Source organism: Xanthomonas sp. NCPPB 1062 (genome assembly GCF_041481705.2).
GTDB classification, from domain to species: domain Bacteria; phylum Pseudomonadota; class Gammaproteobacteria; order Xanthomonadales; family Xanthomonadaceae; genus Xanthomonas; species Xanthomonas euvesicatoria.
In genome coordinates this window covers 1,040,397-1,056,323 of record NZ_CM192987.1, presented here as the reverse complement: position 1 = coordinate 1,056,323, position 15,927 = coordinate 1,040,397, and the positions used below count along the sequence as shown (strand labels likewise).

General features: G+C 66.8%; 15 protein-coding genes. 8 read left to right on the top strand and 7 right to left on the bottom strand.

What is annotated here, in order from left to right:
* Positions 1 to 144: 144 nt before the first annotated feature.
* The 3 genes from ACCQ16_RS04580 to sufT all read right to left on the bottom strand — a co-directional run bounded on the left by ACCQ16_RS04580 (position 145) and on the right by sufT (position 3,890).
* Entirely contained in the window at positions 145 to 1,878 is a 1,734-nt protein-coding gene (locus ACCQ16_RS04580; protein ID WP_014089471.1) for a S8 family peptidase, read from the bottom strand.
* Between the two features lie 307 nt (positions 1,879 to 2,185).
* Positions 2,186 to 3,271, bottom strand: coding sequence for a branched-chain amino acid aminotransferase (locus ACCQ16_RS04575; protein ID WP_184420332.1), 1,086 nt, complete (start codon positions 3,269 to 3,271; stop codon positions 2,186 to 2,188).
* Between the two features lie 64 nt (positions 3,272 to 3,335).
* Positions 3,336 to 3,890, bottom strand: a complete 555-nt coding sequence (sufT, locus tag ACCQ16_RS04570; protein WP_003488784.1) for a putative Fe-S cluster assembly protein SufT — start codon at positions 3,888 to 3,890, stop codon at positions 3,336 to 3,338.
* A 186-nt stretch (positions 3,891 to 4,076) separates the two neighbouring features.
* On the opposite strand from sufT, the gene ACCQ16_RS04565 reads away from it, so the two are divergent.
* On the top strand, positions 4,077 to 4,496 hold the full coding sequence (locus ACCQ16_RS04565; protein ID WP_014089469.1) for a hypothetical protein: 420 nt from the start codon (positions 4,077 to 4,079) through the stop codon (positions 4,494 to 4,496).
* 570 nt (positions 4,497 to 5,066) lie between these two features.
* On the opposite strand, the gene ACCQ16_RS04560 is transcribed toward ACCQ16_RS04565, so the two are convergent.
* Complete coding sequence (locus tag ACCQ16_RS04560; RefSeq protein WP_046932510.1) at positions 5,067 to 6,524, bottom strand: NAD(P)(+) transhydrogenase (Re/Si-specific) subunit beta; 1,458 nt, start codon at positions 6,522 to 6,524, stop codon at positions 5,067 to 5,069.
* A complete protein-coding gene (locus ACCQ16_RS04555) occupies positions 6,521 to 6,826 on the bottom strand; it encodes an NAD(P) transhydrogenase subunit alpha part 2 (protein WP_008578134.1) in 306 nt (101 codons plus the stop codon). The genes ACCQ16_RS04560 and ACCQ16_RS04555 overlap by 4 nt, the downstream gene beginning before the upstream one ends.
* 123 nt (positions 6,827 to 6,949) lie before the next feature.
* Here ACCQ16_RS04555 and ACCQ16_RS04550 point away from each other — a divergent pair, with 123 nt between their 5' ends.
* Genes ACCQ16_RS04550 through ACCQ16_RS04540 form a run of 3 tightly spaced genes read left to right on the top strand, consistent with a single transcriptional unit; the run spans position 6,950 to position 8,357 of the window.
* Positions 6,950 to 7,513 (top strand): RNA polymerase sigma factor, encoded by a 564-nt coding sequence (locus ACCQ16_RS04550; protein WP_039417440.1) that lies wholly within the window; start codon positions 6,950 to 6,952, stop codon positions 7,511 to 7,513.
* Positions 7,510 to 7,860: a hypothetical protein gene (locus tag ACCQ16_RS04545; protein ID WP_029818748.1), complete on the top strand. Its 351-nt coding sequence runs from the start codon at positions 7,510 to 7,512 to the stop codon at positions 7,858 to 7,860. The genes ACCQ16_RS04550 and ACCQ16_RS04545 overlap by 4 nt, the downstream gene beginning before the upstream one ends.
* A gap of 5 nt (positions 7,861 to 7,865) precedes the next feature.
* On the top strand, positions 7,866 to 8,357 hold the full coding sequence (locus ACCQ16_RS04540) for a DUF3106 domain-containing protein (RefSeq protein ID WP_011346513.1): 492 nt from the start codon (positions 7,866 to 7,868) through the stop codon (positions 8,355 to 8,357).
* Between the two features lie 402 nt (positions 8,358 to 8,759).
* Here the strand turns inward: ACCQ16_RS04540 and ACCQ16_RS04535 are convergent, their stop codons facing one another.
* Positions 8,760 to 9,857: an NAD(P) transhydrogenase subunit alpha gene (locus ACCQ16_RS04535; protein WP_218555185.1), complete on the bottom strand. Its 1,098-nt coding sequence runs from the start codon at positions 9,855 to 9,857 to the stop codon at positions 8,760 to 8,762.
* Between the two features lie 145 nt (positions 9,858 to 10,002).
* The gene (gene pacR, locus ACCQ16_RS04530; protein WP_011346511.1) at positions 10,003 to 12,360 is read right to left on the bottom strand and encodes a PacR family protein; all 2,358 of its coding nucleotides are present in this window, start codon (positions 12,358 to 12,360) and stop codon (positions 10,003 to 10,005) included.
* A gap of 585 nt (positions 12,361 to 12,945) precedes the next feature.
* On the opposite strand from pacR, the gene ACCQ16_RS04525 reads away from it, so the two are divergent.
* The 4 genes from ACCQ16_RS04525 to ACCQ16_RS04510 are packed head-to-tail and all read left to right on the top strand — an operon-like array spanning position 12,946 to position 15,830.
* The gene (locus tag ACCQ16_RS04525; RefSeq protein WP_008578127.1) at positions 12,946 to 13,521 is read left to right on the top strand and encodes a nitroreductase family protein; all 576 of its coding nucleotides are present in this window, start codon (positions 12,946 to 12,948) and stop codon (positions 13,519 to 13,521) included.
* A complete protein-coding gene (locus tag ACCQ16_RS04520) occupies positions 13,518 to 14,504 on the top strand; it encodes a 5'-3' exonuclease (RefSeq protein ID WP_277573169.1) in 987 nt (328 codons plus the stop codon). Before ACCQ16_RS04525 ends, ACCQ16_RS04520 begins: the two co-directional genes overlap by 4 nt.
* Entirely contained in the window at positions 14,501 to 15,052 is a 552-nt protein-coding gene (locus ACCQ16_RS04515; RefSeq protein ID WP_029818743.1) for an NUDIX hydrolase, read from the top strand. Before ACCQ16_RS04520 ends, ACCQ16_RS04515 begins: the two co-directional genes overlap by 4 nt.
* Positions 15,045 to 15,830 (top strand): N-formylglutamate amidohydrolase, encoded by a 786-nt coding sequence (locus ACCQ16_RS04510; RefSeq protein ID WP_277573168.1) that lies wholly within the window; start codon positions 15,045 to 15,047, stop codon positions 15,828 to 15,830. Before ACCQ16_RS04515 ends, ACCQ16_RS04510 begins: the two co-directional genes overlap by 8 nt.
* Positions 15,831 to 15,927 lie beyond the last annotated feature (97 nt).

The window sequence follows — 15,927 nt, the reverse complement described above, 5'->3', positions numbered from 1 at the left end:
CCGGTGTCCATTCCGGCCAAGCGGCAACACGTCGCCTGCGCCTGCCGAAACGGCAGACCTGGGCGAGGTATCGCAGATGGGGTTGAAGCGAGGAAGGCGCGTTCCCTGGCGGTCATGCCAGGGAACGCGTGCAGCGATCCAGCGTCAGTAGCTGGCGGTCAGGGTCACGCCGGAGAACGTGCTGTAAGCCTTGATCCGCACGTAATAGGTTCCCGACGGCGAAGTGATGTTGCAGGTTTCGGCATTGCCATCGAGATACGGACGGCAGGCATAGACGGTGTCGGTGGGCGCGCTACCGGCCCGCACGTAGAGGTCTGCATCGCCGCTGCCGCCGCTGGTGGTCACCGTCAGCGTGCCGCTGCCGGCCGGCACCGTGATGGTGTAGTTCAACTCCGCGCCCGTGGCTGCACCCAGGCCGGTCACCGGCGTGCCGTTGGTCAAGGTGTTGCCGGTTCCGCCACCACCACCGCCACTGCTGCCGGCGATGGCCGCCGTCACTGCCGCATCGGCATCGACGATGCCCGCACCGCAACCGCCCGAACAGGCGCCCGGCAAGGCGCGTGCGGTGTTCTTCAGCAGTGTTTCCACTGCGGCAGGCGTCAACGTGGTGGGCGCCACCGACTGCACCAGGGCAACAACGCCGGCCACATGCGGCGCCGCCATCGAGGTGCCGTTGTACGAAGCGTAGCTGGCGTTGCCCGGCGTGGTGGTACCGCTGTTGAGCGTGGACAGGATCCCCGACCCTGGCGCGGAGACGTCGATCCCGCTGCCGTAGTTGGAATAGCTGGCCTTGGCACCGGCCGAGGTCGTGGCCGCCACTGCGATCACGTTGGCGCAGTTGGCCGGCAACGAACCGGACACGTTGGCGGCACTGTTGCCGGCCGCCACCACCACCGTGGTACCGCGCGAGACGGCGCCGTTGATTGCGCTCTGCATCGTGGACGAACAGGTGCCACCGCCGCCCAGCGACATGTTGATGACTTCGGCCGCGTTGGGATTGGCCGGCACACCGCTGACGGTGCCGCCGGAGGCCCAAATGATGGCATCGGCGATGTCCGACAGCGAACCGCCGCAACGGCCCAGCACGCGGACCGGCACCACCTTGGCGTTGAACGCGGTACCGGCCACGCCGGTGGTGTTGTTGGTCACCGCCGCCACCGTGCCGGCGACATGGGTGCCGTGCCAGCTGGAATTGGACGTGGCGCACCCACTGGTCGAGTTCCAGTCGCCTTCGTCGGCAGGATTGTTGTCGCGCCCATTGCCGTCGCGCGCGGCGGTGGCATCGCTGATGAAGTCGTAGCCGGGCAGGATGTTGGCGTCGAGGTCGGGGTGGCTGACGATGCCGGTGTCGATCACCGCAACCACGACGTTGGCACCGGTGGCCTTGTCCCAGGCCGGGCGGATGTTGAGCCCGGCGTTGGTGGTGCCGAAGGCCCATTGCTCGGACAGGCGGCTGTCGTTGGGGGTCAGCGTGGGGTACAGCATCTGGTCCACTTCCACGCTTTGCACGTTGGGGTCGGCGGCCAGCTGGCGCATCAGGGTTTCGGCTTCGGCGCGATCCAGCGCGCGGTCGGCCTGAATCAGCTCCGGTCCCACGGCCAGACGACGCACGCTGTTCAGGCCCAGCGGCTTGCCGGCCTTGGCCGGCAACGCACGTGCAGCGGTGCGCAACGAGGTGGTCAACACACTGGGGCTGCTCAGGGCGCTACTGCCGTCCTTGTAGGTCACGATGAACTTCTGGTGGGTCTGCGCGGTGGCCAGGCCACCCAGGTAGACATCGCCGGCAAATGCCGGCGTTGCCAGCAACAGCGAGGTAAGTGCCGAAGCACCCAGGATGCAGAGCGCACGGTGGCGCGGACGAAACGACGCGTTAGACATCGAATTCCCTTCCAGTCAAGAGAACCGCCGAAGCGGTAGTTCCGAAACCGTCGCGATGGCGACTGGCCCAGTGCCCCGGACCGCCCCTGTTATCGATCCGTTCAGCGAACCTATCCCAAAGAAACCGAACTGGACAATACGGAGTTGGTAATTTTCGAAATCAAAATGTCATTGCGTGACTTCAATCACACTTGACTCATGCTGAATTCGACCGGTTCCCAGGCGAAAAAGGGTCTTTTTGCTGTTGCGCAAACAAAAAGGCCCCCGTGCTGACACACGGAGGCCCTTGTTTGACGAATATGTCTGCTTACGACAAACGCACCAACCACCCGTGGCGGTCCGGCACGCGGCCGTACTGGATATCGGTCAGTTCCTGGCGCAGCGACATGGTCACCTCGCCCGCCGGCGCGGACAGATCGCCCACCGCGAACCCCTCGCCCTTCAGCTCGCCGATGGGGGTCACCACCGCCGCGGTACCGCAGGCAAACACCTCGGTGATCTCGCCCGAGGCCACGCCCTGCTTCCATTCGTCGATGGCGACCTTGCGCTCGATCACCTGCATGCCACGGTCGCGGGCCAGTTGCAGGATGCTGTCGCGGGTGATGCCTTCCAGGATGCTGCCGGACAGTTCCGGGGTCACCAACGTGCCGTCCTTGTAGACCAGGAACACGTTCATGCCACCGAGTTCTTCGACGTACTTGCCTTCCACCGGGTCCAGGAACAACACCTGCGAGCAGCCCTGGGCATAGGCCTTCTGCTGCGGCAACAGCGAGGCGGCGTAGTTGCCGCCGCACTTGGCCGCACCGGTGCCGCCCTTGGCCGCACGTGCGTACTCGGTGGACAACCAGATCGATACCGGTGCCACGCCCTTGGCGAAATACGGGCCGGCCGGGCTGGCGATCACGTAGTACGACGCCTTGTGCGCCGCACGCACGCCCAGGAAGGCCTCATCGGCAATCATGAACGGGCGGAAATACAGGCTGGTCTCCGGCGCCGACGGCACCCAATTGCCGTCCACGGCGACCAGCTGACGCAGCGATTCGACGAACAGGTCCACCGGCAATTCCGGCAGCGCCAGACGGCGCGCCGACCGCTGCAGGCGCTCGCCGTTGGCTTGCGGACGGAAGGTCCAGATCGAGCCGTCGGCGTGCCGGTAGGCCTTGATGCCTTCGAAGATCTCCTGGCCGTAATGCAGCACCGACGCTGCCGGATCCAGCTGCAGCGGGCCGTACGCGCGCACTTGCGCGTCGTGCCAGCCCTGCTCGTTGTTCCAGGAGATGGCGACCATGTGGTCGGTGAAATGCAGCCCGAAACCGGGTGCGGCCAGGATCACGGACAATTCGTCGGCGCTGCGCGGCGACGGAGAACGGGTGGAAGCGAAGGACACGGACACCGGGAGATTCCTGTATGGCGGGCGAAAGGACGCAGCGCCACATCGTGGACATGGCGCGTGACGATCAGAGCATGCCGGTCTCGAGACGGGCCGCTTCGGACATCATATGCCGGCCCCACGGCGGGTCGAACACCAGCTCGACGTCGGCCTCGGCGATGGTCGGGATCATCTCGACCTTGCTGCGCACATCGTCGACCAGGATTTCGCCCATCCCGCAACCGGGCGCGGTCAGGGTCATCTTGACGTCGACCCGGCGCTGGTCGTCTTCCTCGCGATGGCTGACCACCGCCTCGTAGACCAGGCCCAGATCGACGATATTGAAGGGAATTTCCGGGTCGAAACAGGTGCGCAGCTGCTGCCACACCAGCGCTTCCACCTCTTCGTCGCTGGCATTGGCGGGCAGTTCCAGCCCCGGCGGCGGCTCCTTGCCGATCGCATCGCCGTCCTTGCCGGCAATGCGGAACAGATTGCCTTCGACAAAGACGGTATAGCTGCCACCCAGCGCCTGGGTGATATAGCCGTAACTGCCTGCGGGCAGGGTCACCGAATCGCCCTGCGGCACCATGACGGCATCGCAATCGCGTTCGAACTGGACGGGTTCGCTGCTACGGGAATACATGGGCTGGATATGGGGCCGCGCAGGTCGCGCGCAAGTCGGCCATTCTAGCCGACCACGACGCCACCGCCGCCGGCCACCGCGCCAGCCGGGAACGACGCTGCATTCCATCAGCCGCACTGTCGTGGCGTGGCGTGCGTCGCAAACGCCGGCGCGCGCTCTATCATGTGCGCACTGTCAGGAGCTCCAATGCCGCCCACCACCGCATCCGCCAGAACGGCCCACTGGCTCTGGCCCCCGCTCCTGTTGCTGGGATGCGTCACCGCCCTCATCGCCTGGCTGCTCATCGCCCTGGCCCTGGGCAACCAGGCCGGCTGGATGGCCGTGGTCGCAGCACTGGAGATCGTCTGGATGCTGCGCCTGGGCACCCTGCATGCAGGCCGCCTGCGCATCGGCGTGGCCATGGTGGCGACGGCGCTGATCATCGCGGGCGCCAACTGGGGCATCGCCTCGGCGCAACTGGGCGGACCGCTGGGCCTGGACCCGTGGACCTCGGCACAGAAGATGGGCACCGGCCTGGCCTGGACGCTGCTGCAACTGGCCAACAACGGCTTCGACTTGCTGTGCTACGCCGCCGCACTGTTGGTGGCGTGGTGGGCGGCGCGTTGAGCCAGGCGCGATTGTTTCAGTAGCCAACATCGCACGTCGTTGAAGCTGACGCGTCAGCTGCACAGATTCGAGCGCCGGTGCTCGTCAAGCGCCATCGCTCCCATCAGAGATACATCGGAAAGCGCTGCGCGTTTGCCGCAGGATCCGTGCCCGCCCACCATCGCGAGCCACGCTGCAAGTACGTCCTTGTAAGCTCCTTGGCGGCATCCATGCCGCCAAGGGTCCCGCGACGGTGGGCGGGCAAGGACCAGTCACGTTGGTCGGGGTGCGTAGCGTTCAAAAGAGCAGCTCGCAAACTGTCCAACCCGGTGCCTTTGTTCTTGAACGAGGCAATCAGCAAACTGTCTGGCGCGGTGCCCTGGCCGATTGCGGGACCGTTGGCGGCATCGATGCCGCCATCGAGCCTCCAGGCACGGATTGACGGCGTGTCCCGCAAGCGGTGAGGGCACCGCGCCTTCGACTAACCCTGGCGTTGATCCGCACGTGTAAGCGCCCCCCTGTAACGCAACAGGACACGACCGACCGTGCGTTGCCTCAAGCATCCGAGCGCGCCTGACGACACACCAGCACTCAATGCCCGCCGCCATCCAGCGCTTTCAATTCGCTCACCAGCGCACCAGCGGCTTCTGCTCCATCGCCGTACAACATGCGCGTGTTGTCGGCGTAGAACAGCGCATTCTCGATGCCTGCAAAGCCCGTCCCCTTGCCGCGCTTGATCACCACCGTGTTGCGCGAATTGACCACGTCCAGAATCGGCATGCCGTAGATCGGGCTGGCCGGATCGGTTTTGGCAACCGGATTGACCACGTCGTTGGCACCGATCACCAACGACACGTCGGTGCTGGCAAATTCCGGATTGATGTCGTCCATGTCGGCGATCAGATCGTAGGGCACACCGGCCTCGGCCAGCAGCACGTTCATGTGCCCGGGCATGCGCCCGGCGACCGGATGGATCGCAAACTTCACCTTGACCCCGCGCGCCATCAAGCGCTGCGCCAGCTCCCAGATCTTGTGCTGTGCCTGCGCCACTGCCATGCCATAGCCGGGCACGATCACCACCCGCTCGGCAAAGGCCATCATCGCCGCCACATCGCCGGCCTCGATCGGCTTCTGCACACCGCTGATTTCCTGCGCCTGCCCGCCACCGCCGAAGTTGGAAAACAGCACGCCGCCGATCGGCCGATTCATCGCCTTGGCCATCAACCGCGTCAGCAAGATGCCGGCGGCGCCGACCATCATGCCGGCGATGATCAATGCCTCATTGCCGAGCACATAGCCCTCGAACGCCACCGCCAGCCCGGTAAACGCGTTGTAGAGCGAAATCACCACCGGCATGTCGGCACCGCCGATCGGTAGCGTCATCAGCACGCCCAAGGCCAACGCCACCACGAAGAACGCAATGATCGCCAACGGCTGCAGACTGCTCGCCGCCCAGACGGCCAGGGCCAGCACCGCCACGGCCACCACCAGATTGAACACCTGTTGACCGGGGAAGGTCACCCGCCGGTCCAGCCGGCCGTCGAGCTTGGCCCACGCGATGACCGACCCCGACAGCGACACCGCCCCGATCGCCGAACCGATCACCGCCAGCACCACCGTGGTGGTGTCCGGCTGCCGCGCCGCCAGCTGCGCAATCGCCTGCGCGCTCCAGTGCGCCGTGTCGCGATTGGCGAAGAACGAAAACCGCAGCAGCTCCACTGCACCGATCGCCGCCGCCGAGCCGCCGCCCATGCCGTTGTACAGCGCCACCATCTGCGGCATGTCGGTGATGGCGACCTTCCTGGCCGACCCCCACGCCACGCCGGTGCCGATCGCCAATGCCGCCAGGATCAGCGGCACGTTGTGCAGCTCGGGCAGGAAGAACGTGGCCACGGTGGCGATCAACATGCCCAGCCCGGCCCAGCGGATTCCGCTGCGCGCGCTCAATGGAGAGGCCATGCGCTGCAGGCCGAGCAGGAACAAGGTCGCTGCCACCAGATAGCTCGACTTCACCAGCCACGACAGCAATTGGGCAATAGACACGTTCATGGCGCATCCCCGCCCGGCGGCTTCTTGCTGGACTTGAACATCTCCAGCATTCGCTCGGTCACCACATAACCGCCCGCTGCGTTGCCCGCGCCCAGCGCCACTGCGACAAATCCCAGAGCTTTTTCCAGTGTGGTGTCGGCATGCCCCAGCACCACCATCGCCCCGATCAACACGATGCCGTGGATGAAGTTGGAACCGGACATCAGCGGCGTATGCAGGATCACCGGCACCCGCGAGATGATCACATGGCCGGCGATGGCCGCCAGCATGAAGATGTACAGCGCTACGAATCCGTCGCTCATCGTCTCTGGCTCCACTGGCCGGTGCGGCCCGCCGATCATACCCACGCCACGCCCGTGCGGGCGCCTGTCAACCGAATCCGCGCTCGCCCGTTGACGTCGTATCGTCTCCGCGGAAGCTACGCTGTGCTGGTGGGAACTCCTTTCGATCCGCAAGCTACCGCACCGGCCGCCACCGCACCGGTGTCGCTGGATGCATTTCTGGCCGGCATCGGGCCGCGTGCCTTCCGTTTTGCCGAGGCCGGATTGCGGCACCGCGAAGATGCGCTGGACGCCGTGCAGGACGCCATGGTGAAGCTGCTGGGCTACCGCGAACGGCCGGCCGAGGAATGGACGCCGCTGTTCTGGAGCATCCTGCGCAGCCGCATCATCGACCTGCAGCGGCGACGCAGCTTTCGTCTGAAGTTCTGGGCACCGGCCGAGCGCGCCGACGACGAAGGTCCGATCGACTGGGCCGACCCCGGCACCGGACCGGTCGACGAACAACAGCATCGACAGGCCTACCAACGGCTGGTCGATGCATTGCGCACATTGCCGGCGCGCCAGCGCGAAGCCTTCACCCTGCGCGTGCTCGAGGACCTGGACGTGGCCACCACTGCCAAGGCGATGGGCTGCTCCGAAGGCTCGGTCAAAACCCACCTGTCGCGCGCGCGCGACGCGTTGCAAAAACAGTTCGAGGATTTCCTGTGAACCGCTCCCACGACACCGCCCGGCTGGATGCGCAGCTGCGCCAGCTGCACGCCACCGCGCTGACCAGCCTGCCGCCGCAAACCCTGGCGCGCCTGCGCCAGGCCCGCCACGCCGCGGCCCCGACGCGCAGCCGACGTGGCTACTGGTTGCTGGCCACCGCGTGCTCGGGCCTGCTGGCGATCGGCATCGGCCTGCAGCTGCATCCGAGCCAAAGCGTCTCCTCTGGCACCGCGCCGACCTCGCCGGTTGCCAGCACCAGCGCCACCACCGAGACAGACGACCTGCTGGCCCAGAACCCGGACCTGTATGTCTGGCTCGGCTCCGACACCGCCCTGGCCATGGAATAAGCACGATGACCCACACCACCCGCCTGCTGTTGACCCTGTTGCTGTGCACCGGGCCATGCGCCTCCACGCTGGCTCAGGACGGCCCACCCGGACCTCCTCCCCCGGGTCCGCCCATGGACGCGCCTGGCCCACGCGGCCAAGGTCCGCGTGACGAGACGCCCATGCCCGAGTGGGACCAACTGACCAAGCAGCAGCGCCAGGTCATGATCGATGCGCTGCGCGAGCGCTGGAACGACGTGCCCGAAGAACGTCCCAGGATGTACCGGCACGCCCGCCGCTGGCTGGACATGACGCCCGAGCAGCGCAAGCAGGCCAAGGCCGGCATGGACCGCTTCCGCAACATGAGTCCGGAGCAACGCCGCGAGGCCAAGGCCTTGTTCGACCGCATGCGCACGCTCAACCCGCAACAGCGCAACGAACTGCAGCAACGCTGGCAGAAGATGAGCCCGGCCGAGCGCAGCGCTTGGTTGCGCGAGCATCCGCCGGTGGAGGACTGACGTTTCCCAGCACTGCGCAGCGGTCGCAGCAGCGGATTGCGTTTGCTCAGGCGCCGCGCAGGGTTGCGATGGGCGCTGGATATGATCCAGCCGTCGCGCTTGGCATCTTGCAGCATGCCAGGGCCAGTCGCTGCAGCGACGCGCACCCTGCGCACCCCGCGCGCGCGGCCGCGTAAGTGTGTGTAGCGCACGCAGCTGCATGACGTCGCGGCAACCAGATGCATGCCAGCACCCGTGCTGGCATCGGTGGCGTCGCTGGTCGCAAGGACAACCACGAAATCCCTGACCGCGCCAAATCTCAACCTGCTTGAAAGAGCGCTCTTCAGCGCCGGACCGACGACGGCTCGCGATGCGCATCGTGCTGCCCTTGCCGCATTGCACGCACCGAACTTTCTGCGACGCCTACGCGGTGGTCGGCGCCGGCGCCGACCACCGCGTCTTCGCCAGCAACTCATCGTCCCAGTCGAGCGTCAACGCACGGTCCTTGATCAACAAGGCGGCGAAGGCGTACACGTTGCGCGCGAACATCTCGCTGGCTTGCACTGCGCCCTGGCTGGCCAGATTGAGCGGGCCAGCGATGACCACGCCGTCGAGGTCATACGTTTCGCCCGGGCGGGTGGCCGCGCAATTGCCGCCGGTTTCCGCCGCCAGATCCACGATCACGCTGCCGGCGCGCATGCCACGCGCCATCTCGGTGGTCACGATCTTCGGCGCCGGCCGGCCCGGAACCGCTGCGGTGCACACCACCACATCCACACCTGTGAGATGTTCGGCCAAACGGCGCTGCTGTTCGGCGCGTTCGTCGTCGCTGAGCTGGCGCGCGTAGCCGCCTTCGCCGGCAGCGCTCACGCCCAGGTCCAGAAATCGCGCACCCAGCGAGGCGATCTGCTCACGCGTTTCCGGCCGCACATCGAAGCCTTCCACCTGCGCGCCCAGCCGTTTGGCCGTTGCGATCGCCTGCAGGCCGGCCACGCCCGCACCGATCACCAACACCTTGCACGGGCGCATGGTGCCGGCCGCAGTGGTCAGCATCGGAAAAAAGCGCGGCGCCAGTTGCGCGGCAATCAGCACCGCCTTGTAGCCGGCCATGCCGGCCTGCGAGCTCAACACATCCATCGATTGCGCGCGCGTGGTGCGCGGCAGGCGCTCCAGGGCAAACGCGATCAATTGCCGCGCGGCAAAGGCCTGCGCGCGCGCCGGATCCGTGTCCGGCGCCAGCATGCCGATCACCACCGTGTGCGGTTTGCAGCCAAGCAAGGTCCCGGTAGAGGGCGCCTGCACGCACAGCACCATCTCGGCCTGTGCCACGGCGTCGGCGCCGGCAAGCTGCGCACCGGCCTGCAGATACGCGGCATCGTCCATGCTGCTGGCCAGGCCGGCCCCCGACTCGATCCACACGCCGGCACCGAGCGCGACCAGTTTCTTGACCGTTTCCGGCGTCGCGGCCACGCGGCGTTCGCCAGCGGCCCGTTCTTTCAGCACCAGCACCTGCACAGCCATGCGTTGCTCCGGTCTTGCGCCCAGTCGCGGCGATGCTAGCAGAGCGCGGCGCCACTGCCGGCGGTACCGGCAACGACGCCAGTGCAGCGCGCGCGTGCCACATGTCTACGGACGCCGCAGCGGCTCCCCATGCGCGTGGGACCGCTCAGTGCACCGTGCTGTTGTTCTGCAACGGATCCAGACGATCGATCACACCCTGCATGGCGCTGTCGAAAGCGCCGTCGTTGATGTGCTCGCGCAGGCGGCCCAGGCGCACCATCACCGCCAGTTCTTCCGGCGAGGCGACGCAGAAACGCACGCCACGTCGATTGACGAACAGCAGGCGCTGCGAAATCGGGCTCACCCACGACAGCTTGCCGGCCTGCACCTTGCCGTCCTTGTCGACAAAATCCAGCCACGTGCCGATATCCATCGCGCGGAAACGTTCGGCGTCGGCACTGTCGATGCTCTGCGCGACCGCTTCGGCACCTAGCACCACGCTGACGCTTTCGGCAGCCGGTGGCGGCAGATTGACCTGCGGCAGTTCCGGCAGGGCTTTTTCCAGTTCCGGGCGCGCTTCGGCGATCGCCTGCAGGGTGTCGTGCAAGGCGGTGATCGCCACCACCACCGCATCCCCGTGCAGGCCTACGCTGGCGAACACGCGGTGCAGCGCCGGCTGCCACACCTGCAGCCATGGCTTGCCGACGATATGGCGGCGCGCTTCGGCCAGTTCTTCCAGCACGCCGTCGGCCAGCGCCAGGGCCTCGATGGTGCCGGGACCTTCCTCGCCGTCGCGCAGGATCGCCATGGTCAGGTGATGCAGCCACGGCTGGCGCAGGAAGTCGTCCACCGCCTTGGGCAGGCCCGCGTCTTCGGGGGCACGCTGCTCCAGTTCCGACAGCGCGCGGCTGCGCGCCAGTTCGAGCTTTTCCTGCCCGCGCTGGGTCTCGGTAGCACGACGCTCGGCAATTTCCACCCGGCGCCGGTGCTGCGACAGGAAGTCGCGGAATTCTTCCTCCAGGGTGAGAAAGATCGCCAGGTTCTCGTTGAATTCGGCCACCAGGCGGTCGACGATCTCTTCGACCTTGCCCATCAGCACGCGCTCGGCAGCGCTGTCGCCGTTGTTGCCTTCGCAGGCCTCGGCCAGCGAGTTGAGCAGGCGCCGCGCGGGGTGGGTCTTCTGCACGAACATCTTGCGGTCCAGCAGCGCGACCTTGACGAACGGCACCACCAGGCGGCCGATCATTTCGCGCGAGCGATTTTCCAGATCGCGCTCGTCCAGCATCACATCGAACAGCATGCCGACCAGGTCGATGGCGTCTTCGTCCATCGGGTCGAGCTTTGCAGTGGCCGGGTCCACGCCCAGCCGCGTGGCGCTGGAAAGCACCTCGTTCTTCAATCGCTGCGCAAGCGATTCGGTGTCGTCGCCGATGGCCGCCTGCAGCGTCGCGCTGGGTGTGGCCTGCAACAGCGACAGCACCGACATCATTTCGCGCTGGCTCAACGGGCGTTGCTGCCCCACCGCGACGGTGGCGGCAGAAGCGGCGGTGTCGCGCACGCTGCGGGTCTGTTGCAGCAACTCGTGCAGCGCCTCGAGCAGCATGCCCTGGCTACCGCCGGGATGGTCGGCCTCACCGTCCATGCCGCCAGCCCCGCCACCATCGGCATGCCCGCGCTGCGTCGCAGCCTGCATGCGGCCGCGGCTATGCGCCCAACGGTCAAGGAAACGGTTGGCCCAGGCCGGTGCGTACTGATCACCCTGATCGTCGCCACCTACCTCGGCGTGACCGCCCTGCGCCTCGACCTGGGCGCGCTCTTCCGGCGTTTCGCCACGCGGCTGCATGCGCGGCGGCGCGCGCTTGGCCTGTGAAATTTCCGGCATCACCCCGGCCTTGGCCAGGGTTTCGTCCAGGCGTGCGTACAACTTGCCGATCGGCTCGGCCAGATCGCGCTCGCACAGCTTGATCAGCACCAGTCGCACTTCCGGCGCCAGATCGCAGGTGGCGAAGGCTTCGTGGATCGCCACACCCAGATGTTCGGGGCCAATCGGGTTGGTGTCGGCCATCAGCTCCAGCCCGCCGGCGATCCAGCCCAGGCGGCGGTCCACCCGTGCCAGCACCTGTTTGAAATCGCGCAACAGCACCGTGGCCAGATTGCGCACAGCCAGCCGCGATTCGAGCACGTGCTCGGGCACCAGGCTCAGCGGGCCGCTGCCCATGTCGCCGGCCAGCACCACTTCGGCCGACAACGGCGTGCCGAGCACCAACGCCTGCCAGCCGTCTTCCAGCTGCTGGCGGAACTGGCGGGCGACCTCTTCGCGCTTGCGGCGCAATTCGCGCATGCCATCGAGAAACAGCAACTGCGACGCGCCAGCGGATTCGGCACGGTCGAACAGCACATCGTCGAAATGCGCAACTGCAGCAGCAAAAACCTGCGCGAGCGCCGGCACGAACACGTCGTGGGCCTGCTCGAGCAAGCGTTGGTCACGGCCCGGGTGTCCCGACGGACTGGGCTGAAAAGTCATGCGCAAAGGCTCCCCGCCTCTGCAGGCGTGAAAATTTTCGAACGAGAAAAAACAGACGCGGCCCCAAATTCCGCCCGTGCATGGTAGGCGGTTCGCGCATCCGTTAAGTGTGACATGTTACTCACTTTACTCGTGACCGCCCAGGGTTTGCGTGTCAAGCGGCCATCCTAGCTCGCCACGTCGCGGTGGAGCTTGCCGGCAGTCATTCTGCGCCTGCGGGTGTTAAGCCTTCAGCTTCGCGGGCGCTTCCGGACATCTGCCACGCCTTGCATCGCGCCGCAGCGGCAGCGGCAGCGGCATCGCAGTGCAGGCGCAGGCCGTCCAGCAACGCCGTCATCGCCAGCTCCTCCGGTGAAGCGAGGCACAGCTGCCACCACGCCGGTTGGCGAACATCAGGCGCCCGGAGATCGGGCTGATCCACGACAGCGTGCCTACTTTTCCGAGAACGTCGCGGCCAATGAAATCCAGGTGGGTGCCATTACATGAGGTCGATCGCGGCGGCCACGGCCCCCACCGGCCATGCTGCGGCGAGCGTTGGGAAGCGGCCGTCTATAATTCAATGCCTCGTTGCCCCGACCCGGATTTATGCACGCACCGTATTCGCTCCAGGCGCTGGACGCGCGCCGTTCGGTTCCCTCCAAACAACTCGGCGCGCCCGGGCCGGATGAAGACACCTTGCTGCGCATGCTCACCTCGGCGGTGCGCGTGCCCGACCACGGCAAGCTGGTGCCGTTCCGTTTTCTGCGCATCAGCGGCGCCGCGCGCGCTGCGCTGGGGGATTTCCTCGCCGAGCGCACCCTGGCCGCCGACCCGCTGGCATCGCCGGCCACCCTTGCCAAGGAACGTGGACGCTTCAGCGACGCACCGGTGGTGATCGTGGTGATCGCCTCGCTGCGCCCCGAGCACAAGGTGCCCGTGCAGGAGCAACTGCTCACCGCCGGCTGCGTCTGTTTCGCGCTGCTGCAGGCCGCGCAGGCGCACGGCTTCGGCGCGCAGTGGTTGAGCGCGTGGATGGCCTACGACCCGGCGGTGACGGGCTACCTGGGCCTGGAAGACAACGAACGCATCGCCGGCTTCATCCACATCGGCACGCCGCGCATGCAGGTGCCCGAACGCGAGCGCCCGGACCCGCGTGCCTTGCTGCGCGACTGGACCCCGTGACCACACCGACCGACCCGCTCGACGCTGCGCCGCTGGCCATCCGGCGCCCGACCCCGCTGTATCTGGTGGATGCCAGCCTGTACGTGTTCCGCGCCTGGCATTCCATCCCGGACGAATTTCAGGATGCGCAGGGCTGGCCGACCAATGCGGTGCACGGGTTTGCGCGGTTTCTGCTGGACCTGCTCGAACGCGAGGATCCGCAGCACATCACCATTGCCTTTGACGAAGCCCTGGACAGCTGCTTCCGGCATGCGATCTACCCGGCCTACAAAGGCAACCGCACGCCTGCGCCGGATGCGTTGCGCCGCCAGTTCGCGCATTGCAAGGCGCTGTGCGCAGCGCTCGGGCTGAGCGTGCTGGCCCACCGCGATTACGAGGCCGACGACCTGATCGGCAGCGCGCTGCACAGCGCGCGGGCGCACGGCTTGCGCGGAGTGATCGTGTCGGCCGACAAGGACCTGTCGCAGTTATTGCTCGAGCATGACGAGCAATGGGACTACGCGCGCAACCAGCGCTGGGGCATCGACGGGGTGAAGGCGCGCCATGGCGTGCATGCGCACCAGATCGCCGACTACCTGGCGTTATGCGGCGATGCCATCGACAACATCCCCGGCGTGACCGGCATCGGCGCCAAATCGGCGGCGGTGCTGCTGGCGCACTTCGGCAGCCTGGATGCGCTGCTGGAGCGCATCGACGAGATTCCCTTCCTGCGCCTGCGCGGCGCGGCGCAAATGACGGTGCGGCTGCGCGAACAGCGCGAACACGCATTGCTGTGGCGTCAGCTCACCACCATCGCGCTCGACGCGCCGCTGGCGCTGACCGAAACCGGCTTCACGCGTGCCCACGCCGATGCGGACATGCTCACAGGGTTGTGCGAGAGCCTGCGCTTCGGCCCGCTCACCCGGCGCCGTCTGTTGGCCGCCAGCACCGGCGCCGCCGCACCGTTTCCTCCCGTTTCCCTGGCACAAGGTCCCCGCCCATGAACCGACACGACACCCCGCCCACCGTGGTTTACGAAGGCAAGTACCAGCGCATGGTCGTGCGTGGCACCTGGGAGTATTCCGAACGAGTGCATGCCGGCGGCCTGGCCGCGATCATCGTGGCGGTGACGCCGGACGATGCGATGTTGTTCGTCGAACAGTTCCGCGTGCCGCTGCAGGCGCGCACCATCGAAATGCCGGCCGGGCTGGTAGGCGATGTGCATGCCGATGAGTCGATCGAACTGTCGGCCATTCGCGAACTGGAAGAAGAAACCGGCTGGACCGCCGAGCATGCCGAAGTGTTGATGATCGGCCCCACTTCGGCCGGCGCCAGCAGCGAGAAGATCGCCTTCGTGCGCGCCACCGGTCTGCGCAAGGTCGGCGACGGCGGCGGCGATGCTAGCGAAGACATCACCGTGCACGAAATTCCACGCGCGCAGGTCGGCGCCTGGCTGGTGCAGAAGATGGCCGAGGGCTATCAGATGGACCCCAAGCTGTGGGCCGGCCTGTATCTGGCCGATCACGCATTGGACGGCACCCCGCGTGGCTGACGCAGCCATCGAACCCTTGCTCGGCGCCGACGATCCGGCGCCGTTCACCGTGCACAACGCGCAGGCCGCATCGCCGTGGCTGTTGATCGCCGACCACGCCGGCCAGCGCGTGCCGGCGCGGCTGGCCGACCTGGGCCTGCCGCAGGCTGAGCTGGATCGCCATATCGGCTGGGATATCGGCATTGCGCAGGTCACGCAGCGGCTGGCCGAGGCGCTGGATGCGTTGGCCATCGCGCAGACGTATTCGCGCCTGGTGATCGACTGCAACCGCCCGCACGACGCACCCAGCCTGATGCCGGCGGTCAGCGACGGCACCCTGGTTCCGGGCAACCAGCACCTGACCGACAGCGACCGGCAGCAGCGCATCGCTGCGATCTTCGCGCCGTATCACGCACGCATCGCCGCCGAACTGGATGCGCGTGCACAGCGCAGTCAGCCGACAATATTGGTGTCGATGCACAGCTTCACCCCGGTCATGGCCGGCAACGCGCGGCCCTGGCATGCCGGCGTGCTCTACCACCGCGATACGCGGCTGGCGCATCGCCTGTTGCAGGCGCTGCGTGCCGAACCCGACCTGGTGGTGGGCGACAACCAGCCGTATGCGGTCAGCGATGCCACCGATTACGCCATCCCGGTGTATGGCGAGGGCCGCGGCCTGCTGCATGTGGAACTGGAAATCCGCCAGGACCTGATTGCCGACGCGGCCGGGCAACAGGCCTGGGCAGCGCGCCTGGCGCGCATCCTGCCGCCGTTGGCAGATGCCTTGCTGGCGCCTTGAGCAGCAGCGTTTGGCGCCTGCATGCCGGCACGTTGAACATCTGCAATCTGTAGGAGCGCGCTTGCGCGCGATCGAGCGTTACCGGTAACGCCGCAGT